The sequence below is a fragment of the Nonomuraea sp. C10 genome, from assembly GCF_008017515.1.
Taxonomy (GTDB): Bacteria; Actinomycetota; Actinomycetes; order Streptosporangiales; family Streptosporangiaceae; genus Nonomuraea; species Nonomuraea ferruginea.
On the sequence record NZ_VPFF01000001.1, the window covers coordinates 2,647,535 to 2,667,725 of the forward strand.

General features: G+C 72.0%; 23 protein-coding genes. 11 read left to right on the forward strand and 12 right to left on the reverse strand.

The genetic code is table 11. The features are described 5' to 3' along the window. Positions 1-90 precede the first annotated feature (90 nt). The 4 genes from FR742_RS12035 (at position 91) to FR742_RS12050 (ending at position 3,849) form a co-directional block, all read left to right on the forward strand. A complete protein-coding gene (locus tag FR742_RS12035) occupies positions 91-1,392 on the forward strand; it encodes an ABC transporter substrate-binding protein (protein WP_222708910.1) in 1,302 nt (433 codons plus the stop codon). Further along, the gene (locus tag FR742_RS12040) at positions 1,389-2,321 is read left to right on the forward strand and encodes a carbohydrate ABC transporter permease (RefSeq protein WP_222708911.1); all 933 of its coding nucleotides are present in this window, start codon (positions 1,389-1,391) and stop codon (positions 2,319-2,321) included. Before FR742_RS12035 ends, FR742_RS12040 begins: the two co-directional genes overlap by 4 nt. Then, positions 2,318-3,145, forward strand: a complete 828-nt coding sequence (locus FR742_RS12045) for a carbohydrate ABC transporter permease (protein ID WP_148031042.1) — start codon at positions 2,318-2,320, stop codon at positions 3,143-3,145. The genes FR742_RS12040 and FR742_RS12045 overlap by 4 nt, the downstream gene beginning before the upstream one ends. A 62-nt stretch (positions 3,146-3,207) precedes the next feature. Continuing rightward, entirely contained in the window at positions 3,208-3,849 is a 642-nt protein-coding gene (locus FR742_RS12050) for an alpha-L-rhamnosidase N-terminal domain-containing protein (RefSeq protein ID WP_261808482.1), read from the forward strand. Here FR742_RS12050 and FR742_RS12055 read toward each other — a convergent pair whose 3' ends face one another. The 3 genes from FR742_RS12055 to FR742_RS12065 all read right to left on the reverse strand — a co-directional run bounded on the left by FR742_RS12055 (position 3,850) and on the right by FR742_RS12065 (position 8,459). Further along, positions 3,850-5,901: a S9 family peptidase gene (locus FR742_RS12055; protein WP_148031044.1), complete on the reverse strand. Its 2,052-nt coding sequence runs from the start codon at positions 5,899-5,901 to the stop codon at positions 3,850-3,852. Positions 5,902-6,583: 682 nt separating this feature from the next. Next, positions 6,584-7,309 carry a class I SAM-dependent methyltransferase gene (locus tag FR742_RS12060; protein ID WP_148031045.1) on the reverse strand — a complete coding sequence of 242 codons (726 nt, stop codon included), beginning with the start codon at positions 7,307-7,309 and terminating at the stop codon, positions 6,584-6,586. Positions 7,310-7,487: 178 nt separating this feature from the next. Next, positions 7,488-8,459, reverse strand: coding sequence for a DMT family transporter (locus FR742_RS12065; protein ID WP_148031046.1), 972 nt, complete (start codon positions 8,457-8,459; stop codon positions 7,488-7,490). Between the two features lie 38 nt (positions 8,460-8,497). On the opposite strand from FR742_RS12065, the gene FR742_RS12070 reads away from it, so the two are divergent. The 3 genes from FR742_RS12070 (at position 8,498) to FR742_RS12080 (ending at position 10,097) form a co-directional block, all read left to right on the forward strand. Continuing rightward, positions 8,498-9,019 (forward strand): MarR family winged helix-turn-helix transcriptional regulator, encoded by a 522-nt coding sequence (locus FR742_RS12070; RefSeq protein WP_148031047.1) that lies wholly within the window; start codon positions 8,498-8,500, stop codon positions 9,017-9,019. Positions 9,020-9,156: 137 nt separating this feature from the next. Further along, on the forward strand, positions 9,157-9,669 hold the full coding sequence (locus FR742_RS12075) for a cysteine dioxygenase family protein (protein WP_261808483.1): 513 nt from the start codon (positions 9,157-9,159) through the stop codon (positions 9,667-9,669). Beyond that, entirely contained in the window at positions 9,666-10,097 is a 432-nt protein-coding gene (locus FR742_RS12080; RefSeq protein ID WP_187281112.1) for a rhodanese-like domain-containing protein, read from the forward strand. Before FR742_RS12075 ends, FR742_RS12080 begins: the two co-directional genes overlap by 4 nt. 72 nt (positions 10,098-10,169) lie before the next feature. On the opposite strand, the gene FR742_RS12085 is transcribed toward FR742_RS12080, so the two are convergent. The 9 genes from FR742_RS12085 to FR742_RS12120 form a co-directional block, all read right to left on the reverse strand. Continuing rightward, a complete protein-coding gene (locus FR742_RS12085; RefSeq protein ID WP_261808484.1) occupies positions 10,170-10,601 on the reverse strand; it encodes an SRPBCC family protein in 432 nt (143 codons plus the stop codon). Positions 10,602-10,645: 44 nt separating this feature from the next. Then, positions 10,646-11,239, reverse strand: a complete 594-nt coding sequence (locus tag FR742_RS12090) for a TIGR03086 family metal-binding protein (RefSeq protein WP_148031050.1) — start codon at positions 11,237-11,239, stop codon at positions 10,646-10,648. Continuing rightward, positions 11,232-11,567, reverse strand: coding sequence for a helix-turn-helix transcriptional regulator (locus FR742_RS12095; RefSeq protein WP_148031051.1), 336 nt, complete (start codon positions 11,565-11,567; stop codon positions 11,232-11,234). Before FR742_RS12095 ends, FR742_RS12090 begins: the two co-directional genes overlap by 8 nt. A 176-nt stretch (positions 11,568-11,743) precedes the next feature. Next, positions 11,744-12,436, reverse strand: coding sequence for a CBS domain-containing protein (locus FR742_RS12100; protein ID WP_148031052.1), 693 nt, complete (start codon positions 12,434-12,436; stop codon positions 11,744-11,746). Continuing rightward, positions 12,433-13,056 carry a CBS domain-containing protein gene (locus tag FR742_RS12105; RefSeq protein WP_148031053.1) on the reverse strand — a complete coding sequence of 208 codons (624 nt, stop codon included), beginning with the start codon at positions 13,054-13,056 and terminating at the stop codon, positions 12,433-12,435. Before FR742_RS12105 ends, FR742_RS12100 begins: the two co-directional genes overlap by 4 nt. Then, entirely contained in the window at positions 13,041-13,721 is a 681-nt protein-coding gene (locus FR742_RS12110; protein ID WP_261808485.1) for a CBS domain-containing protein, read from the reverse strand. The genes FR742_RS12105 and FR742_RS12110 overlap by 16 nt, the downstream gene beginning before the upstream one ends. A gap of 112 nt (positions 13,722-13,833) precedes the next feature. Continuing rightward, complete coding sequence (locus tag FR742_RS44485) at positions 13,834-14,001, reverse strand: hypothetical protein (RefSeq protein WP_187281114.1); 168 nt, start codon at positions 13,999-14,001, stop codon at positions 13,834-13,836. Between the two features lie 208 nt (positions 14,002-14,209). Then, the gene (locus FR742_RS12115) at positions 14,210-14,557 is read right to left on the reverse strand and encodes an Lsr2 family protein (RefSeq protein ID WP_148031054.1); all 348 of its coding nucleotides are present in this window, start codon (positions 14,555-14,557) and stop codon (positions 14,210-14,212) included. Positions 14,558-15,128: 571 nt separating this feature from the next. Further along, a complete protein-coding gene (locus tag FR742_RS12120; RefSeq protein WP_148031055.1) occupies positions 15,129-16,202 on the reverse strand; it encodes a LacI family DNA-binding transcriptional regulator in 1,074 nt (357 codons plus the stop codon). Positions 16,203-16,398: 196 nt separating this feature from the next. On the opposite strand from FR742_RS12120, the gene FR742_RS12125 reads away from it, so the two are divergent. Genes FR742_RS12125 through FR742_RS12140 form a run of 4 tightly spaced genes read left to right on the forward strand, consistent with a single transcriptional unit; the run spans position 16,399 to position 20,181 of the window. Continuing rightward, positions 16,399-17,346: a dihydrodipicolinate synthase family protein gene (locus FR742_RS12125; RefSeq protein ID WP_148031056.1), complete on the forward strand. Its 948-nt coding sequence runs from the start codon at positions 16,399-16,401 to the stop codon at positions 17,344-17,346. Further along, complete coding sequence (locus FR742_RS12130) at positions 17,343-17,630, forward strand: (2Fe-2S)-binding protein (RefSeq protein WP_148031057.1); 288 nt, start codon at positions 17,343-17,345, stop codon at positions 17,628-17,630. Before FR742_RS12125 ends, FR742_RS12130 begins: the two co-directional genes overlap by 4 nt. Next, positions 17,627-19,027 carry an FAD/NAD(P)-binding oxidoreductase gene (locus tag FR742_RS12135; protein WP_187281115.1) on the forward strand — a complete coding sequence of 467 codons (1,401 nt, stop codon included), beginning with the start codon at positions 17,627-17,629 and terminating at the stop codon, positions 19,025-19,027. The genes FR742_RS12130 and FR742_RS12135 overlap by 4 nt, the downstream gene beginning before the upstream one ends. Continuing rightward, positions 19,024-20,181, forward strand: a complete 1,158-nt coding sequence (locus tag FR742_RS12140) for an FAD-binding oxidoreductase (protein ID WP_187281116.1) — start codon at positions 19,024-19,026, stop codon at positions 20,179-20,181. Before FR742_RS12135 ends, FR742_RS12140 begins: the two co-directional genes overlap by 4 nt. The last annotated feature ends 10 nt before the right edge of the window (positions 20,182-20,191 follow it).

Here is a 20,191-nt window from a genome sequence, read left to right on the forward strand (position 1 = left end):
CAAATCATGTCTTGACACCCCTTCGGGCAACGCCTACGTTAACCGCATCGGGGAGCCGCTTAAAACGATTCAAAAACCCCTGGAGGGTGTGTGAAGACCTCCCACCGCATGCTGGCATCGGCCGTGGCCGTGCTCGCGACGGCGGCCCTTGCCTCGTGCGGATCCGGCTCGGAGCCCGCCGCCGACGGCACCGTGACCCTGTCCTTCATGACGGGCAGCGACCAGTCGACCGTGGACACCTCCAAGGCGCTGGCCGACGCGTTCATGAAGGTCAACCCCACGATCAAGATCGACATGGAGCACCAGCCGGGAGGCAGCGAGGGCGACAACGTCGTCAAGACCCGGCTGTCCACCGGCGAGATGACCGACGTGTTCTGGTACAACTCCGGTTCGCTGCTGCAGGCGCTGAACCCGGCCCAGACCCTCGTCGACCTGACCGGGGATCCCGTCCTGGCCCAGGTCCAGCCCGACTACCTGCCCGTCGTCTCGCACGACGGCAAGGCGTACGGCGTCCCGGCCACCACGATGGGCGGCGGCGGCATCCTGTACAACCGCAAGGTCTACGAGCGGCTCGGCCTGGAGGTCCCCAGGACCTGGGCCGACTTCATGGCCAACAACGACACGATCAAGGCCGCCGGGATCACGCCGGTGATCAGCACGTTCAAGGACACCTGGACGTCCCAGATCTTCGTGCTCGCCGACTACCACAACGTCCAGGCCGCCGTGCCGGGCTTCGCCGCCGACTACACCGCGGGCAAGGCCAAGTTCGCCACCACGCCGGCCGCGACGGGCGGCTTCCAGCACCTCGCCGACGTGCACGCCAAGGGCCACCTCAACAAGGGCTTCGGCTCGGCGACCCTCGACCAGGGCCTGAAGATGCTGGTCGAGGGCGAGGGCGCGCACTACGCGATGCTCAGTCAGCTGCTCCCGCCGCTGCTGGAGACCTACCCCCAGACCGCGACCGACGTCGGCTACTTCGGCATCCCGGGCGACGACCCGGCCGCCGGCGGCGCCACCGTCTGGGAGCCCGCCGCCCTCTACATCGCCAGGACCACCGAGCACCTGGACGCGGCCAAGAAGTTCCTGGCCTTCGTCGCCTCCCCGGCGGGCACCGAAGCCGTGACCGCCGCCGTCCAGCCGTCCGGACCGTACCGGATCAAGGGGTCGAAGCTGCCGGAGGACGCCATCCAGGTGGCCAAGGACCTCCAGGCCTACATCGACCGGGGCGCCACGACGCCCGCGCTGGAGTTCCTGTCGCCCATCAAGGGCCCGTCGCTGGAGCAGATCACCGTCGCCGTCGGCTCGGGGCTGACGCAGCCCGCCGAGGGCGCCGCCCAGTACGACAAGGACGTGGAGAAGCAGGCCAGGCAACTGGGGCTGGCAGGGTGGTGACCGAGCAGCGTGCCGGGCTCCGCGCGGGGCCCGGCGGGCCGCCGGCCGAGCGGCACGCCCGGCCCGCGGCCAGGCGCAGGTCGCCCTACCCGTACGCCCTCTACCTGCCGGCCGCCGTCGTCTACCTGGTGATCTTCCTGGTGCCGACGGTGATGGCGTTCTACTTCGCGCTGACCCGGTGGACGCTGTTCGACAGCGAGTTCGTCGGCCTGGACAACTTCCGCGACTTCCTCTCCGAGCAGAACCTGCGCGTCGGCTTCCGGAACACGATCGTCTACGCCGTCGTCACCAGCGGGCTGAAGGTGGTGCTCGGCCTGCTGCTGGGCGTGCTGCTCACGTCCAGGCTGCGGCTGTGCGGCTTCCTGCGCGCGGTGGTGTTCTTCCCGGTCCTGGTGTCCACCGTGGCGGTCGGCATCACCTTCAGCGCGCTGCTCCGCCCGGACACCGGCCTGGTGAACAAGGCCCTCGCGCTGGCCGGCGTCGACGGCGCCGACTGGCTCGGCGACGCCACGACCGCGCTGCTGTCGGTCGCGCTGGTCGACGTGTGGAAGGGCGTGGGCCTGGCCACCGTCATCTACATCGCGGGGATCATGTCGATCCCGCGCGACTACTACCAGGCGGTCGAGGTCGACGGGGGCGGCGCCTGGCACCGGTTCCGGCACGTGACGCTGCCGCTGTCCTGGCCCGCCACCTACTCGGTGATCATCCTGTCGTTCATCGGCGGGCTGCGGTCGTTCGACCTCATCTGGACGATGACGCGGGGCGGTCCCGGCTTCACCAGCGACGTCATCGCCTCGATCATCTACAAGCAGTATCAGGCGGGCTTCTTCGGCCTGTCGACCGCCGGCAACGTGCTGCTGTTCCTCATCGTCACCGCCATCGTCGTCCCGCTCACCTACGTCCTGGGCAAGAGGCAGGTCGCCGTATGAGGACCTTCAGGAGGTACGGCGCCGACACGATCGCGCTGGTCCTGGCCACCGTGATCTTCCTGGTGCCGTTCTCGTTCATGCTGCTGACCGCGGTCAAGGACCCGGCGCAGGCCGCCGATCTGGACTTCGCCTGGCCGGTCGACTGGCGGGTGGTGGACAACCTCGTCGAGGTCGTCCAGGCGCGCGACTACGTGCTGCTGCGCGCCTTCGTCAACTCCACCGTCCTCACCGTCGCCTCGGTCGCGCTCATCGTGTTCTTCGCCGCCATGGCCGCGTTCGTGCTGCAGCGCCGCGCCGGCAAGGTCGGGACGCTGGTCGACTTCCTGGTGCTGTCCGGGCTGATCATCCCGCCCGCGATCGTGCCCACCATCTGGCTGCTGCAGGCACTGGGCCTGTTCAAGACCCTGCCGGGCCTGATCCTGGTCGAGGTCGCCTACGGGCTGTCGTTCGCGATGCTGTTGTTCAGGGCGTTCATCGCGGCGATCCCGCGCGAGCTGGACGAGGCGGCCCAGATCGACGGCTGCCACGGGGCGCGGCTGTTCTTCCGGGTGATCTTCCCGCTGCTCCGGCCGGTCACCATCACGGTCGTGCTGACCTCGTCCGTGGCCGTCTTCAACGACTTCGTCAACCCGCTCTACTTCCTGCCCGGCGACGACAACGCCACCGTGCAGGTCACCCTCTACAACTTCCAGAGCCAGTACAGCACCCAGTGGAACCTGCTGTTCATGGACATCGTCCTGATCACGATCCCGCCGCTGCTGGCCTTCGTCTTCTTCAACCGCAAGATCGTGGCCGGCATGACCGCCGGCGCCATCAAGGGATGACATGACCTCTCTGCGGCGACGGCACCCGCACCGGCGTCGTCGCGTCGGGGGAGTCGGTGCTCGTGCCGTGGCCAGGACCGGAGCTGGGCTCGCGCGAGCGGCGCGGTCCCGTCGAGCGGGCCCGCCTGTACGTCACCGCGCACGGCACGTACGAAGTCGAGATGAACGGCCGGGTCGTGGGCGACGACGTGCTCGCCCCCGGCTGGAGCAGCTACCACCACCGGCTGCGCTACCGCACCCACGACGTCACCGCCCTGCTGGAGGAGGGCGCCAACACGATCGGCGCCACCCTCGCCGACGGCTGCTACCGGGGCCGCGTCGGCTTCGCCGGGGGCAGGTCCGCCGTCTATGGCGACCGGACCGCCCTGATCGCCCAGCTGGAGATCACCTACTCCGACGGCACCACGGACACCGTCGCCACCGACGGCGCCTGGCGCTGCGCGCCGGGCCCGGTCACCGCCGCGAGCCTCCACGACGGCGAGTGCCACGACGCGCGCCTGCTTCCCGGCGGCGGCCTCACCCGCGCCCGCGCCACGCTCGACACCCCGTACGGCCGGGCCGAGGCCGGCTGGGAGCGGACCGGGGACCAGACGGAACTCGTCGTGGTGGTGCCGGCGAACACCACCGCCGCCGTCCACGTGCCCCCTGACCCGGATACCGCCGTCGAGGTGGGAGCCGGACGGCACGTCTTCCGCTGGGCGTGATCAGCTGGGCTCCGGGCCGAGCGCCCGGCGCAGGAAGTCCAGCTCCAGCAGGAGCAGGTTCTCGGCGACCTGCTCCTGGGCGGTCATGTGGGAGACGCCCGACAGCGGCAGGACGGTGTGCGGGCGGCCCGCGGCCAGCAGCGCGGCGGACAGCCGCAGGGTGTGCGCGGCGAAGACGTTGTCGTCGGCCAGACCGTGCACGAGCATGAGCGGGCGGCGCAGGTTCGGGGCGTCGGCGATCAGGGAGCTGCGGTCGTACGCCTCGGGGTTCCGGTCGGGATGGCCGAGGTAGCGTTCCTGCCAGTGGGTGTCGTAGAGGCGGGCGTCGGTGACCGGCGCGCCCGCGACGGCGGCGTGGAAGACGTCGGGGTGGCGCAGCACGGCCGCGGCGGCCAGATAACCGCCGTACGACCAGCCGCGGATCGCCACCCGGTCCAGGTCCAGGTCGGGGAAGCGGCTCGCGGCCGCCCGCAGCGCGTCGGCCTGGTCCTCCAGCGCCGCGCTCAGCTTGTCGAGGTGCACGGCCCGCTCCCAGGCCGGTCCGCGGCCCGGCGTGCCGCGCCCGTCCACGACCAGCACGGCGAAGCCCTGGTCGGCGAACCACTGCGCGACCGCGTAGTCGTCCAGCCCGCGCAGCACCAGGGCGCCGCCCGGCCCGGCGTACGGGCTGAGCAGGACCGGCAGCCGCCGCGAGCCCGGCACGTGCCCGGACGGGAACACGATCGCGCCGCGCAGCTCCCGTTCGCCCAGCGACACCAGGTCCACCCGCGGGCGCACGACCGGGGTCGCGCCGTTCGAGACGATCGGCGTGACCGCCCCTCCGCCGGTCACCGTGACGCGGGTCCCGTGCTCCTCCAGAGTGCGGCTGACGACCAGGGTGACGCCGCCGGCGCGCGTTCCGGTGTGCACCCCCGGCTCGGAGGTGACCCTGGTCAGCCCCGCGGCCCTGGAGTAGCTGTAAAGGTGGCGTTCCGTCGGCTCGTCGCAGCACTGCGCGAGCACGGTGTCGCCGTCCACCGCCAGGATCCGCAGCACCTGCAGGCCCGGCGGCGTGACCAGGTCGTCCCCGACCATCAGCCGGCGGGTGTCGTCGCGGTCCACCGTCCAGACCAGCTCACCGGCCGCCGTGCGGGCGGGGGTGCCGGGCACCAGCGTCAGCCAAGCATCGTCGGCGTCCTCGCGCACCAGCGTGGTCGCGCCCGTCCCGGGGTCGGCCTCCAGGAGGCGGGTGGTGCGCTGGTCGCGGCTCTGCACCAGGATCAGCAGCCCCTGCCCGGTCCACGACACCGCCGCGACGTACTCGAACGCCGCCCTGTCCCAGACCACCTCGGTACGCTCCCCGGCCGGCGTGGTCAGCCAGAGCGTCACGTCGGCGTTGTCGGTGCCGGCCGCCGGATAGGCCATGGTCCTGGAGGGCCTGCCAGGATCGGCGGGCTCGGACAGGTGCCACCTGCTCACCCGGGCGTTGTCCACCCGCGCCACCAGCAGGCGGGTGCCGTCGGGCGACCACCAGTAGCCCCGGTGGCGGGCCATCGACTCGGCCGCCACGTGCTCGGGCAGCCCCCAGGTCACCTCGGGACCGTCGGGAGTCAGCAGCGGCTTGCCTTCGAGGTGCAGGGCGCCGTCGGACACGTGGGCGACGCGCTGCCCGGCCGGGTCGAGCCGCGGGTCGGATCCGGTCGTGCCGAGCGGGGTGACCTCGCCGGTCAGCAGGTCGACGGTGTGGAGCGCGCCGTCGAGCGCGTAGACGGCCTTGGTGACGGCGGCGTCGGTGGCGTAGGCGACGATGCCGCTCGCGCGCTCGCGGGTGCGTTCCCTGCGGGCGCGCTCCGCCTCCGGCAACGTTCCGCCCGGCGTGCCGGGGTCCACGAGCAGCCGCTCCTGCCCGGTGGCCACGGTCAGCGTCCACAGCCGGTTGACCGGGTCCTCACCGCCCGAGGACCTGAGGAACACCACCCGGGCGCCGTCCGGCGAGATCGTGAAGTCCCTGGGGACGCCGAGCTTGAACCGGGCCGTACGGGCATGCTGACGAGGAAGCGTGAGGGGAGGCATGGGGGATCATAGGCACGCCCGCCGAGCCGGACGCAACCGCATAAACCAGCGCCGATCGCCCTTCCCGCCACCCTGCGGTTACGTCGTCACGGTGCGGCCTCGTCGTTACGGTGCGACCCCTCTTTACGGCACGATCCCGTTGTCACGGTGCGGCCCCGTCGTTACGGCGCGACCCTCGTTACGGCGCGGCCTCGTTGTTACGGCGCGTCCGAGGCGGCCCGGATCGGGCAGGCGGAAGGAACCTCGGGGCGTTCTCGCCCGGCATCGGCGCTCAGCTTCTCGAACCGGACTTGATCGACGAGATCGACCCGCACCTCGCGCCGACCCTGCTCGCGGAGGTCCGGCTGTACGACAAGCCGGTCCGCCTCCACAACCCCAGCTCGGAAGCTCACGGCGCCCGGCAGTCTCTCTCCCCCCCGGGCGGGGGGTCGCGTACGGACCGGACCCCCACGGCGCCGGCCAGCCTCCCCACGGACCCAGATGGAAGCCCGCGTACGGTACCGAATACTCACAGCGCCGGGCAGCCTCCACCACCCCAGGGCGGGGGTTCGCGTACGGACCGGACTCTCACGGTGCTGGGCGGCCTCCCCACGAACCCGGGGGAGTTCGCGTATGGTACGGAACCTTCACGGTGCCGGTCAGCCTCCACCCAGGGCGGAAGTTCGCGTACGGTGCTGGATGCTTACGGTGCCGGGTGGTTGATCGTGTGGGCGAGGACGAGGAGGCACCGCGGGCTGCCGTCCTCGCGCCGGCCCAGAGCCGTCAAGGGGGCCGTCGCCACGGTGAACCCGGCCGTGGTCAGCTCGGCGCGGACCGCGCTCAGCGGGCAGGTGTTGTAGTACATGACGAACGGCGGGCGCCACAGCGCGTTCCGGGCCCGCATGGCGAGGTCAAACCCGAGCATCGCCCAGTACATGCCCGACGTGACGGGCGGCGGCGCGCCGATGGGGAAGGCGAAGAGCCCGCCGGGCCGCAGCGCGCGACGCACCCCGGCGAAGAGCGCCGGCCGTTCGGCGGGCAGGAAGTGCCCGAGCGCCCCGAAGCTGACCGCGAGGTCGAAGGACCCGGCGAAGGGCAGGGCCCGGGCGTCGGCCTGGACCCACGCGGCGTCCGGGTGCGTCCGGCGCGCCCGCGCGAGCATGCCGGCGCTGAAGTCGACGCCCGTGATCGGTCCCCGGCACAGGGGCGCGAGGACCCGCATGCCCGCGCCGGTGCCGCAGCACACGTCCAGCGCCTGACCGAACGGCCCGAGCGGGCGCAGCACGTCGGCCGTGGCGTCGAGGACGCTGTCGGGGGTGCGGAAAGGCGTGTGGTCGAACTTCGGGGCCAGCAGGTCGTAACCCCGCTCCACCGAGGACAGCGCCTGGACCACCAGTTCACGCAGCGACGGACCCTGAGGCGAGAACATCGGCCCAGGGTACTTCGCCCGCCGACATCGCGTTCGAACACCCGCCCCGAAACGGCGGGCAACCGCCGAAAGCGCCTTCCGCTTCCGCCGCCGTTACGTGCGGACCGGCAGCGCATGGCGCGCTTCTCCGTGACGTCACCGCCCGGCAGCCCCCTTCTCCGCGACCTCCCGGGGTGCGTCATCGCCCGGGGGCGCCCTTCTCTGCGACCTGTCGCGGGGCCTCACCGCCCGGCGGCCCCTTCTCCGCGACCCGCCACGGGGCATGATCCGCCGGTTTCCGGTCCGGGGAGCGTCTGGTGAGGCGGGCCGCGATGGGTTGTCCCAGGAGGATGCCGAGGAAGACCAGGACGAGTCCGAAGATCTGCCGGCCGGTCAGCGTCTCGCCAGCGAGCACCGTACCTAGGAGGACTCCCGTCACCGGGTTGAGCAGCCCGATGAGCCCGACCGTGCCGGCGCTCAGGTGGCGCAGTCCCGCGAACCAGGCCGCGAAGGCGAGCGCGGTCGCGACGACCGTGACGTAGCCGAAGCCGAGCAGCGCGGGCCCGTCCAGCGAAGGGGGTGCGCCCTCGACCGCGACCGCGACGGGCACCAGCGCGGCGCCACCCGCGATGAGCTGCCAGGACGTGAGCGAGAAGACGTCGACGTCGCCGCTCCACCGCTTGGCCAGCACGTAACCCAAGGACGACATCGTCATGGCGGAGACGGAGGCGAGGATGCCGGTGAGACCGGCCGCTCCCATGTCCTCCAGCAGCATCAGGCCGACGCCCGCGATCCCGACGCACGCCCCGGCGAGATGGGTCACCCGGGGCCGTTCGGACAGGGCGGCCCAGGCGAACAGCATCATCACCATCGGGGAGGTCGCCATGATGGTGGAGGCGACGCTGGTCGGGAGCGTCTGCGCCGCCAGGTAGACCAGGGCGAAGAAGGCGCCCATGTTGAGCGTGCCGAGCACCGCCGACTTCCACCACCACGATCCCCGGGGGAGTCTCCTGCGGACGAGGAGGAGCAGCAGGCCCGCGGGAAGCGCCCGGATCGCGGCGCCGTACATGGGATGGTCGGCCGGCAGGAACTGCTGGGTGACGTAGTAGGTCGCGCCCCACGCCACGGGCGCGATCGCGGTGACGGGCAGCCAGCGGAAGGTAGCTTCCATGGAAGCAATATAACTTCCCGGGAAGATATATTGGAACCATGAGCGAGTACTCGGACCACGTGGCCAGGATCCAGCGAGCGTGGGAACGCGAACGGCCCGACCTGGACGTGCGGCCGCAGGGCGTGATCGGGCGCCTCCACCGCCTCGCCGGACATCTGACCGAGCAGCTCTGCGCGGTCTACCGCCGCTACGGTCTGGCGGAGGGGGAGTTCGACGTGCTCGCCACGCTGCGGCGCGCCGGCGAACCCTTCGAGCGCGCGCCCGGCGAGCTGGCCGCGCACACCATGGTCACCACAGGGGCGATGAGCAAACGCATCGACCGGCTCGAACGCGCGGGGCTGGTCACCCGCCGCCGCAGCGCGAGCGACGGCCGCGGCCGGGTCGTCGCCCTGACCGCCGCCGGCCGGGAGCTGATCGACGAGGCGTTCACCGAGCACATGCGCAACGAACGCCGGCTGCTCGACTGCCTGCCGCCCGAGGAGGCCGCCCAGCTGGAGTCGCTGCTGGCCACCTGGCTCGCCTGCTTCGAGACGCCACGCCGGGACGACGCCGGCCGTTGACGTGGGGGCCTTCGCGGCAAAACCCTTAATTTCAGGTTGACTTAGTGGGGAATTTCGGCCAACCTGTGACGCATGCACTCCGGGTCCCTTCTCTGGTCAGACCTGCCCGTCGATCTCGGACGGCAGGCGAGCGCGCTGTGTACGGCGCCCGCATCCGCGTGACGACGACCGGCATCGACGAGATCAGGAACACCGACATGACCGTGACGACATCCGCGCCCGCCCGTCCCAGCCTGGAGAGCAGGGCCCGCGCCATCGCCGCCGACCTCGACGCGTGGGTGGGGCGCGTGCGGCTGAACACCGGGGAACGCTGGTACGAGCGACTCCACCAGGACGACGACCACGAGGTCTGGCTGATCAGCTGGCTCCCCGGGCAGACGACCGGCTTCCACGACCACGGCGGCTCGCGGGGCGCCTTCGCCGTCGCCCTCGGCACCCTCCGGGAGCACGACCTGACCGCCGAACGCGACCTCGCCCCCGGTGAGGCCCGCGCGTTCGGCCCCGGCTACGTGCACGAGGTCCACAACGGCTCCGCCGCGCCAGCGGTCAGCGTGCACGTCTACTCGCCTCCGCTGTCCACGATGAACCGCTACGAGCTCACGGACCACGGCCTGGTCAAGCTGGTGGAGGAGACGGCGGAGCAGTGGTGACGGGACCGCCGCCCGGCGCGCGCACGATCGACCAGATCCTCGACGACAGGCGGAGGCTGCTGCGCCGGCTGCCGCCCGCCGAGGCGCACACCCGGTCCCTCGCCGGGGCGCTCATCGTCGACATCCGCCCGGCGGCCCAGCGGGCGGACGAGGGCGAGGTGCCGGGCGCGCTCGTCGTCGAACGCAACGTGCTCGAATGGCGCTTCGACCCCGCGGGAGAGGCCAGGCTGCCGGTGGCGACCGGCTACGACGTCGAGATCATCGTCCTGTGCTCGGAGGGCTACACCTCCAGCCTGGCCGCCGCCTCGCTGCACGAGCTCGGCCTGACCAAGGCCACCGACGTCGTCGGCGGCTTCCACGCCTGGCGCGCGGCCGGCCTGCCCACGACCGGCGGCACCGCGGCCTGGTACGGCAGCCGGAGGTCGTGATCTTGGGTGTGGCGGCGTGACATGGGACAGCCACCACATGATCATGCCGGGCTTGTGCCGAGTACGAATGCATCAGGATGCAGGTCTTGGGGACAGCACTGCATCAAGTCGGTCGAAGCCCTCGGCCACACCGCGGGCCATGGGGGAGGAGACGACGAGATCGCGGGTGTGCTGCGAATCGAACAGCATGGTGGTGGTCAGCGTCGTCCTGCCGTCCTGTTCGGTGAAGTCGTGGCTGACCAGCGACTCGCCCGGATACCAGTGGTCGTCGAAGGACTCCGTGTAAGCGAGGCGGGCGGGCGGATCGATCTCCCGGTAGACCCCGCCGGAGGACATCGAGGCGCCGTCCGGCCCACAGACGAAGCGCCACTCGCCGCCGAGACGGAGATCGACCTCGGCCACGACCAGGTTCCAGCCGTGTGCGCCGTACCACTTGACCAGCAGCGAGGGTTGGGTCCAGGCGTCGAAGACCAGATGGCGAGGGGCGCTGAAGACCCGCAGCATCACCACAGTCCGGTCGGAAGGCGTCAGAACGGTGACCCCAGCCGTCATGCGGACCACCGCGGATCGCGGCCGATGAGGGCGAGCAGCCGGTCCTGCGGCGGGGCGTCCTCCTCGATCCGCACCTCCGGGCCGAACACCTCCACGCCCGGACCGAACGCGCCGGGCGTGCGGTACTTCTCCAGGAGGTCCGCCGGCAGCGCGGTGATGGCCGACCAGTGGTATTCCACATCGGCGGGGTCCATCGTGTCGTCCTGGCCGGTGGCTCGGGCGAGGTCCCATCCGTGCAGCGGAAGATCGGCGCTCGGGACCTTGTCGATGTGCTCCTCGGCCGTCATGCTGCCGGTGGGCGTCTCACACTCAAGGCTCGCCAGCGAAGGGTCGTCCAGGATCGCCTCGACGTCGGCCCGCGCGGAACGGAACGCGGCGACCGGATCCTCGTCCACGGACGGCGCGGCGCTGGGCGTGCGGTCAAGCTGGCGCAGTATCACGCCGTGCATGTCGATGATGTGCCGCACCACATCCCGGGCGGTCCACTTCTCGCACGGGGACGGGTTGTTCCATTGATCAGGGCGTACGGTCGCGACCTTGCGGTCGAAGGCGTCCGCGCGCCGCCGGTAGCGGTCGGCGATCTCACCCATCGTTGGCCTCTTCACCTTTGAGTTCGTCCAGCAGTTCGTCGAGGTTCTGGTAGCGGTCCTCCCAGAACCGGCTATAGCCCTCCAGCCAGTCGGTGGCGGCCTTGAGCGGACCCGCCTGGAGCCGGCAGGGCCGTCGTTGCGCATCCCGGCTCCGGGAGACGAGCCCGGCGCGTTCGAGCACTCTGAGGTGCTTGGAGATCGCCGGCTGGCTCATGTTGAACGGGCGGGCGAGCTCTGTCACGGTGGCCTCGCCAGACCTGAGCCGGGCGAGGATCGCCCGGCGCGTCGGATCTGCGAGGGCGGCGAAGGTGTCGTCGAGCACACTCATCCATAACCTAGAAGTTCAATAACCACCTGGTTTCATACAGCATCGGCAGTTCGGGTGTCAACGAGGACTCGTGCGGCGGCCGAAGGTTGTGACCTTTGTGGTTCCGCCGTCGGCGTGCGTCGCCGGTGGTGACAGGTTCGGGCGCGGTGCTGGTGTTGTCCGCTCCGGCGCGTGTGTCATGCGCCGCCCCACATGGGCACGTCGGCGATGTCGTCGTGCTTCCAGTTGAGCTCGTCGCGGACGGAGACGACGCCGTCGACGTTCTCGGCCAGGCGGACGGCGGTGACGGCCTGGCTGTGCTCGGGCAGGGTGCCGGTCAGGGTGACCACGCCCTCGGCGACGGCGACGTCCAGGGCGTGGTCGCCAGCGCGGACGATCTCCCGTACGTGCCGCTCGATGTCCTCGTCGGGGCGCAGGAAGATCTTGATCAGGTCGCGCCTGCTGACGATGCCGACCAGGCGTCCGCCGGCGTCGACCACGGGCAGCCGCTTGACGCCGTAGCGGTCCATCACGCGTGCCGCGGCCACGACCGGCGTGTCGGGGGTGGTGACACGGGCGGGGCTGGTCATCAGCGCGCCGGCGGTCTCGCCGAGCGACTTGCGGTAGCCGCCGCCCCCGGCGCCCGCGCCGTGGCGGATGCGCGCCCGCAGCGGCGGCCGGTAGTCCTCGCCGTAGTAGAGCTGCTTGAACTCGTGCTTGGCCAGGAGGTCGTCCTCGGAGACGACGCCCAGCACGCGGTTCTCGTCGTCCAGGACCGGGACCCCGCTGACGCCCCGGCTGATGAGCAGCTCGGCCACGGTGTGGAAGGACGCGTTCTGGTTGACGGCGGCGACGTCGGTGGTCATCACGTTCTCGACGATGGCGGTCATGGCGATCTCCTCAGGAGCTTGACCCGGACGACGCCGGGCACGGTGCGGGCGAGCAGACCGGCGATCTGACCGGCGTGCTCGGAGGGCGGCCCGCTGAGCTCGGCCACGCCGTCGCGCACGGTGACGTCCCAGCTCGGGCCGGAGGGATACTGCTCGCGCAGCGCCGCCTCGACCGCCGCGCGCAGTTCGTCGTCGGTACGGGCGAGCATGGCCATCAGGTCGCGGCGGCTGACCATGCCGACGATCTCCTTGCCGCGGAGCACGGGCAGGCTCTTGATCCGCTTGCCCACCATCAGGTCGACGGCGGTGGTGACGTCGGTCGTCTCGGTGACCGTGACGACGTCGCCGGTCATCACCTCGTGCACCCGGTGCGGCGGCGGCCCGTCCGTCCGGGGGACAGGCGTCACGGTGGCGCGGGGGTCGGGCTCGAACTCCCCGCGCAGCAGATCCAGCTCGCTGACCACGCCGACCAGGCGGCCCGCGTCGTCGACGACCGGAGCGGCGGTGATGTCGTGGCCGTGCAGGATCCGGACGGCCCGCCGCACCGGGTCGGCGCCGCGGACGGTGACCACCGGGCTGCTCATGACCTCGCGCACCAGCATGGCTACCTGCCCTCCCACGCGGAATCGTCCTGCTTCCAGGTGAGCTTGTCGATGACATCGACGACGCCGTTGACGCGGCGGGTCATCCGGACGGCGATGGCGGCCTCGGTGCGGCGCTCCATCCAGCCGGACAGCGTCACGACGCCCTGGTACACCTCCACCCGCACGCCGGAGGTCTCCACCCACAGCGCGTGGTCGAGGATGTCCTCGCGGACCTCGGCGGCGATCTCCTCGTCGCCGCGCAGGAACAGCTTGACCAGGTCACGACGGCTGACGACGCCCGCCAGCCGGCCGTCGGGGTCGACGACGGCCAGCCGCTTGACGTCGTGCGCGTCCATCAGGCGAGCGGCCTCGACCGCCGACGCCTGGGGGGAGACGGCCACCGCGGGAGCGGTCATCAGGTCGGCGGCGGTGTCGCCCTCGGCCTTCTGCCGTCCCTTGGGGTTGCGCAGCCGGGCGCGGAGCGGCGGCCGGTAGCCCTCACGGTAGAACTGCTCCCTGAACTCCTCCTTGCGCAGGAGGTCGGCCTCGGACACCATGCCGATCACGTGGCGGTCGTCGTCCACGACGGGGACGGCGCTGATGCCGCCGGTGATGAGCGCTTCCGCGATGTCCTTGAACGGGGTGGTGGCGGTGACGGAGACGACCTCGGTCGTCATCACGTCCGCGACGGTCATCCGCATCGGGGTCTCCTTTGTCGTCCCCTCCATCGCACCTCATGGAGGAGGCGGATCGAAGGGCCGGAAGTCCTCTGCCGGACGGTCGTTGGTCAGCGCGCCACGCGGGGGCGGACGCTCAGCCGGACGGGGTCCGGCGCGGCGCGTTCTCGACGGCGCGCGCGAGGGCGAGGCAGGCGGCCGTCAGCGTGCGCACCTGTTCGTCGAGGTCGTCGACCCGCTTCTTCAGGGCCAGCAGTTCGGCGTCGATCGCCGGGGCTTCCATGATCACGCGTCCACCGATCATGATCGGTTCACCTCCACATGCCGTGACACCGTCAGGATGGTTTCCCGGGCGGGCCGGGGGAAGCGGCGAACGCCCCTGGTTTCCGGGACCTATGGCTGTGGCCGGCGCCGTCGCGCCGTGGGCCGCCGCCGCTCCGGCCCCGCCGGGGCCTGAACCTCGCCCGAGCCCGTGGCCGGCCGGCCACCTCTCGGGCGATGCCAGGAGCGCCCTAGTGGGCGGCTTCGTACTTCTCCACCACCGAGGAGGCGATCCGGCCGCGCTCGCTCACCGGCAGGCCCTGGGCCCTGGCCCACTGCCGGATCTCGGCGGACTTCTCCCGGCTCAGCGCGCGGGCGGCGCCGCCGGACCCGCGACGGCCGCGCCCGGCCCGCTCGCTCTTGACCGGGCGAGCCTTGGTGATGAAGGGCGACAGCGCCTTGCGCAACGCTTCTTCGTTCTTCTCTCCCAGATCGATCTCATAGGCGACGCCGTCGAGGCCGAACTTGACGACGTTCTCGGACGACATCCGGCTTCCGTCGAGGTCGTCAATGTAAATCTCGCGAATCTGCTTAGCCATGCTGCAGCTCCATAGTCATAGGCTTGCGGTCTACTGTAGCGGTCTTCAGTAGACGGGTTGTCCTCCCGTGACTATGGTGCGTGCGAAACGCGGAGACCGGAGCGTGAAGTCATCCGGGGCGCGCATTGAACCATCCGGAGCGGGCGGGCAGGCCGACGGGAGAACGAGCCGATTCATGGCGGGAGAAGGTTGTCCTGAGCGCTTGGGAGCCGGGCGGTCCCGCGCGCCCGATCCGTCCGTCCCACCCGGCGTGACCAGTGCGTAGCCGATAACGGCGGGTGCCCGGTGCAGCGTCCATATCAGCTCGGCATCTCTTCCGCCAGCCTGATTCCCGGCCGTATTGAGAAAAGCCCGTCCGGCGGTTTCCCCGATCCCCCGGAGCGGGGCCCGGCAAAGGCTTCTTCACGGCGGTTTCGCCGCCGGATGCGGGCCCATGCATCGGGGCGATGAGCGCGTGCTGTCGAAATCGAATTCAGTAGCCCAAGCCGTTCGGTACGTTCCAGACCGGCGCCGGCGCGCATGGAACAGCAGAGCCGCGGACGAAAACTCGCCCGCGGCTCTGTCCCGATCCCTACGCCTCGACGGCCGCCGCGGTGGGACCCGACGGGCGGTCGCCGCCCCGCGCGCGGGGAGCGGTGGAGTCGCGGAGGATGAGCTGCGCGCCCACCCGGTAGGCGCGGCCGTTGGGGGTCTCGCCGTTCTCCGCGCCCCGGGTCTGCTTCAGCTGGTGCAGCAGGAGGTTCATCGCCAGCTCGCCCAGCTCGCTGGCGCCGTTGTCGACCACCGTGATGGCGGGGGACCAGTAGCGCAGCCACGGGATGTCCTCGTAGCACACCAGCGACAGGTCGCCGGGGATGGCGACGCCGGTGCTCGCCAGCGTGGGCAGGATCCCGAACACGGCCTCGTGGTTGGCGGCGAACAGCGCGGTCATCCGCGGCGTGCGCCCCAGCAGCCGGGCGATGGCCTCGGTGCCGAAGGCGGGGGTGAAGGGGCCGCGCTCGATCAGTGACGCGTCCGGGTCGAGGCCGCGTTCCCGCAGCGCCTGCTCGTATCCGGCGAACCGCTCCCGCCCGGAGTTGGCCGTCGGCTCGCCGCCGATGAACCCGATGCGCTCGTGACCGAGGTCGAGCAGGTGGGCGGTGGCCGCGTGGGCGCCCTCCCGGTCGGCGGCCAGCACGGCCGGGGCGGCGCTGTCGATCGGACGGCGGATGACGTTGACCACCGCCACGCCCTCGGCGCGCAGCGCGTTGGTGGTCGCGCCGTTCTTTCCCGTGCCGATCATGACGATCCCGTCCACGCCGTGGGCGGCGAGGGTGAGCAGGAACGCCTTCTCCCGCGCCGGGTCGGCGTCGGTGATGCCCAGCATGACCTGGTATCCCTCGGCCGCGGCGCGGCGCTGGACGACCTCGGCGATCGTGTGGAACGACGCGTTGATGAGGTTGTTGAGCACCAGGCCCACCAGGTGGGACTGCCGCGTGCGCAGGGCGCCGGCCAGCCGGTTGGGGCGGTAGTTGAGCCGGGCGGCCGCCTCCTCGACGGCCGCTCGTGTCTCGGCGGAGATCAGCGGGGAGCCGCTGAGGGCGCGAGAGGCGGTGCTGCGCGACACCCCCGCCTCCGCGGCGACCTCCTTCAGTCCGATCCGCATCGTCCTCCTGCCTGGCGTGGATCTTTGGGATCGATCCCATTGTGCACGGTGATCCTTCCAGAAGATCACTCGTACGTCGATGTAACGCCGAGATTTCGCCGGTAAAAACCCGGTTTCGCCCTTGACCGGAAACCGGCGGATGCTACAACCTTATGCAATCGATCCCATTCCAACTTTTTAGAGGTCGAAGAACCGCATGGACCGCGACGACGTCACCTGGCACGGCTACTGGCCTGCCGCTCCCACTCCCTTCACCGCCGACGGGCGCCTCGACGAGGACGCGTGGCGCGCGCTGCTGCGCCTCTACGCCGAGCAGCGCGTGCACGGGGTCCTGGTCAACGGGAGCACCGGCGAGTGGTTCAGCCAGAGCCCGGACGAGCGCCGGCGGGTCGTCGAGATCGCGGCGGAGGAGGTCGCCGGGCGCTTCCCCATGGTCGCCGGCATCACCGCCTACACGCCGGACGAGGCGATCGGCCTGGCCCGCCACGCCGCCAACGCCGGCGCCGACGGCGTGCTCGCCACGCCGCCGCCGTACGTGCACCCGGGCCCCGACGAGATCGTGGACTACTACGACCGCATCAGCTCCGCCACCGCGCTGCCGTTCATGGTCTACAACTGGCCGCGCGGGGTCGCCGTGGACATCTCCGCCCATCCCGGGCTGGCCGAGCGGCTGGCGGCGCTCGACAACGTGGTCGCCATCAAGGACAGCACCGGCGACTGGCTGCGGATGCTCGGCACCGTCGAGGCGGTCTGCGACCGGGTGCGGGTCTTCGGCAGCTTCCTGCACCGGCGCGGCCTGGCCGTGCTCATGGAGATCGGCGGCGACGGCAACATCGACGGCGGCGGCATGGGAGCCCCGTTCGCCGTCCCCTACTACGAGGCGGTCGCCGCGGGCGACCGTCAGGCCGCCCGCGAGTGGGCCGGCCGCTACGGCGCGCTGTCGTCCCGGCTCATCAACCCGGACTACAGCGGCGTCTACGGCACGCCCATCGCCCAGCTCAAGGCCGCGATGAACCTGCTCGGCCAGCCCGGCGGGCACGTCCGCCCGCCGCTCCTGCCGATCGAGGACGAGGCGACGCTGCGGGCGATCGACGCCGTCCTGACCGAATCCGGCCTGAAGGCCGCGGCGGGAGCCCGGGCATGAGAGCGAAGGCCGTCATCGGGACGCCGCCGCGCACGGTCACGATCCACGTGGACGGCCGGCCGGTCAGCGTCGTCGAGGGCGTCAGCCTCGCGGCGGCGCTCGTCGGCGACCGCACCTGGACCTTCCGCTACAACCCGGTCAGCGAGGAGCCGCGCGGCCCGTTCTGCGGCATGGGCGTCTGCCTCGAATGCGAGGTGACGGTGGACGGCCGGCCCGGCGTGCGGGCCTGCCTGACCCCGGTACGCCCCGGCATGCGCGTCGAGACCGAGGAGGAGCGGGCGTGACCGTCCACGAGCGCGACGTGGTGATCGTCGGAGGCGGCCCCGCCGGGCTGACCGCCGCGCACCGGCTGGCCGCCGCCGGGCTGAGCGTCACCGTCGTCGACGAGCAGGCGGAGCTGGGCGGCCAGTACTTCAGGCGGCCCGCCCCCGAGGTCGCCCGCGTCTGGGGCGACCACCGCCCCGAGGGCGGGCGCCTGGTCGGCGCCGTGCGCGCGGCCGGCGTCGAGTGCCGCACCGGCCACCTGGTCTGGGGCGTCGGCGACGACGGGCGCACACTGCTGGTCTGCGACCCCGCGGAGCGTCCCGTGCGGCTGCGCGGCCGCTACCTGATCATCGCCACCGGCGCCCACGAGCGCCCCTTTCCCTTCCCCGGCTGGCAGCTGCCCGGCGTGACCACGCCCGGCTTCGCCCAGCATCTGGCCGCCGCCGACCACACGCCGATCGGCGAGCGGGTCGTGCTGGCCGGCTCTGGACCGTTCCTGCTGCCGGTGGCCTGCTCGCTGCTGGACCTCGGCGTGACGGTCGCCGGGATCGCCGAAGCCGGCCGTCCCTACCGGCCCAGCACCCGCGCGCTCGGGACCGTACGGCATCCCGCGCGCTTGCGTGAGCTGGCCGGATACGCCGCGCGACTGGCCAGGGCACGCGTGCCGCTCTGGCAGAACACCGTGGTGGTGCGCGCCGACGGAGGCGACCGGATCACCTCCGTGACGCTGGCCGCCGCCACCGCGCCCACCCGGCCGGTGCGCACGGTCCAGGTGGACGCGCTCTGCGTCGGGTACGGCTTCCGCCCGCAGACCGACCTGGCCAGGATGCTCGGCTGCGCGGTGCGCACCGACCCGGCGACGGGGGACGCGACACCGGAGCTCGACGACTCGGGGCGCTCCTCGCGCGACGACGTGTACGTCATCGGCGAGGCGGCGGGGATCGGCGGCGCGCCCGTCGCGGAGGTCCGCGGCCTCGCCGCCGCGCTCGACATCCTGGGCCGCGAGGGGCACGAACCCCGCGCCGGCGAGGCGCGCGGGCTGGCCGCGGCCGGTCGCCGCCTCGCGCACTTCAAGCGGCTGACCGACGCGCTCTACCCGGCTCCGGCCGAGCTGGCGCGGCTGCTGCCGTCCGCGCTGCCGGACGCCGCCACGCTCTGCCGCTGCGAGGCCGTCTCCGCGGGAGAGGTCCGCGGGATCGCCAGGACCGCGGGCCGCGACGTGAACGCCGCCAAGGCGTGGACCCGCGCCGGCATGGGACCGTGCCAGGGCCGGGAGTGCGGCTTCGCCGTCACCGCCGTGACCCGGGCGTCCCCGGCGGACGGGCTGCCCGCGGGGGTCTTCCCGTCCCGGCTCCCGGTCCGCCCCGTGCCGGTGGCCACGCTGCTGGAGATGGCCGGCGAAGGGGAGCCGGCATGAGGACGGCGGACGTGGTGATCGTCGGCGCCGGCGTGCTGGGCGCGTCGGCGGCGAGCAGGCTGGCCCGCGACGGCCACCGGGTCGTGGTGCTGGAACGTGGCGCCCCCGGACGGGAGGGTTCCGGCACCACCGCCGGGAACCTGCACGTGCAGGCGGTGCACACCCGGCGTCCCGGCCAGGCCGTCCCCCTGGACAGCGCCCGGTTCGCGCCGCTGCAGCGCGCCGCGAGCGACCTGTGGGAGACCGTCGAGGACGACCTGGGCGCCTCGGTCGAGCTGCGCCGCAGCGGCGGGTTCACCGTCGCCGAGACCCCCGAGCAGGTCCAGGAGCTGTACGACAAGCAGGACTGGGAGAACGCGGCCGGGATCAAGACGGAGATCCTCGGCGGCGACGCGGCCCGCGACGCCCTGCCGCAGCTCGGGCCGACCGTCGCCGCCGCCACCTGGTGCCCGCACGACGGCTACGCCAACCCGCTGAAGGTCACCCCGGCCTACCTGGACGACGCGGTGCGGCACGGCGCCGAGGTGGTGCCGTTCGCGCCGGTCACCGCGATCGCCCGCGAGGGCGGCTCGTGGCGGGTGCGCGCCGGTGCGCGGGAGATCGAGACCCCTGTGGTGATCGACGTGGCCGGGCCGTGGCTGCACAAGATCGCCGCCCTGACCGGGGTCGCGCTCGACATGGCCCCGGTGGCGATCCAGATGCACGCCACCGTGCGCTGCTCGTCGGGCCTGCCGCACCTGGTCCAGCACATCGGCGAAGGACTGTCGGTCAAACAGGTGAACGCGGGCAACCTGCTGGTCGGCGGCGGCTGGCCGGCCCGCCGGCTGAACCTCGACGGCCGCAGCGACGCGGGCGTGGACAGCATGGTGGGCAACCTGGCCCTGGCCGTGCGGATCCTGCCGTTCGTGCGCCGGCTGCGGCTGCTGCGGGCATGGGCCGGGCCGCTCGCGGCCACGCCCGACGAGATGCCGGTGATCGGCGAGGTGCCGGGCAGGCCGGGGTTCCTCGTCGCGGGCGGCACGTACGCCTTCACCTTCGCCCCCTTGTGGGCCGAGACCCTGCGCTGCCTCGTGGCCGGTGCGGAGCCGCCCGTGGACGTCTCCGACCTGGGGCCGGATCGGCTCATGCACAACCTCCCCGAGAAGAAGAGATGAGGAAACGGTG

What these genes read in the sequence shown, in the direction of transcription:
- FR742_RS12045 (WP_148031042.1), top strand. Translation starts at nt 2,318, where the DNA reads ATGAGGACCTTCAGGAGGTACGGCGCCGACACGATCGCGCTGGTCCTG.
- FR742_RS12085 (WP_261808484.1), bottom strand. Translation starts at nt 10,601, where the DNA reads ATGCTGCGGGTCTTCAGCGCCCCTCGCCATCTGGTCTTCGACGCCTGG.
- FR742_RS12125 (WP_148031056.1), top strand. Translation starts at nt 16,399, where the DNA reads ATGGACCGCGACGACGTCACCTGGCACGGCTACTGGCCTGCCGCTCCC.
- FR742_RS12100 (WP_148031052.1), bottom strand. Translation starts at nt 12,436, where the DNA reads ATGACCGCCATCGTCGAGAACGTGATGACCACCGACGTCGCCGCCGTC.
- FR742_RS44485 (WP_187281114.1), bottom strand. Translation starts at nt 14,001, where the DNA reads ATGATCGGTGGACGCGTGATCATGGAAGCCCCGGCGATCGACGCCGAA.
- FR742_RS12060 (WP_148031045.1), bottom strand. Translation starts at nt 7,309, where the DNA reads ATGTTCTCGCCTCAGGGTCCGTCGCTGCGTGAACTGGTGGTCCAGGCG.
- FR742_RS12120 (WP_148031055.1), bottom strand. Translation starts at nt 16,202, where the DNA reads ATGCGGATCGGACTGAAGGAGGTCGCCGCGGAGGCGGGGGTGTCGCGC.
- FR742_RS12110 (WP_261808485.1), bottom strand. Translation starts at nt 13,721, where the DNA reads ATGCGGATGACCGTCGCGGACGTGATGACGACCGAGGTCGTCTCCGTC.
- FR742_RS12055 (WP_148031044.1), bottom strand. Translation starts at nt 5,901, where the DNA reads ATGCCTCCCCTCACGCTTCCTCGTCAGCATGCCCGTACGGCCCGGTTC.
- FR742_RS12070 (WP_148031047.1), top strand. Translation starts at nt 8,498, where the DNA reads ATGAGCGAGTACTCGGACCACGTGGCCAGGATCCAGCGAGCGTGGGAA.
- FR742_RS12140 (WP_187281116.1), top strand. Translation starts at nt 19,024, where the DNA reads ATGAGGACGGCGGACGTGGTGATCGTCGGCGCCGGCGTGCTGGGCGCG.
- FR742_RS12095 (WP_148031051.1), bottom strand. Translation starts at nt 11,567, where the DNA reads ATGAGTGTGCTCGACGACACCTTCGCCGCCCTCGCAGATCCGACGCGC.
- FR742_RS12090 (WP_148031050.1), bottom strand. Translation starts at nt 11,239, where the DNA reads ATGGGTGAGATCGCCGACCGCTACCGGCGGCGCGCGGACGCCTTCGAC.
- FR742_RS12065 (WP_148031046.1), bottom strand. Translation starts at nt 8,459, where the DNA reads ATGGAAGCTACCTTCCGCTGGCTGCCCGTCACCGCGATCGCGCCCGTG.
- FR742_RS12130 (WP_148031057.1), top strand. Translation starts at nt 17,343, where the DNA reads ATGAGAGCGAAGGCCGTCATCGGGACGCCGCCGCGCACGGTCACGATC.
- FR742_RS12115 (WP_148031054.1), bottom strand. Translation starts at nt 14,557, where the DNA reads ATGGCTAAGCAGATTCGCGAGATTTACATTGACGACCTCGACGGAAGC.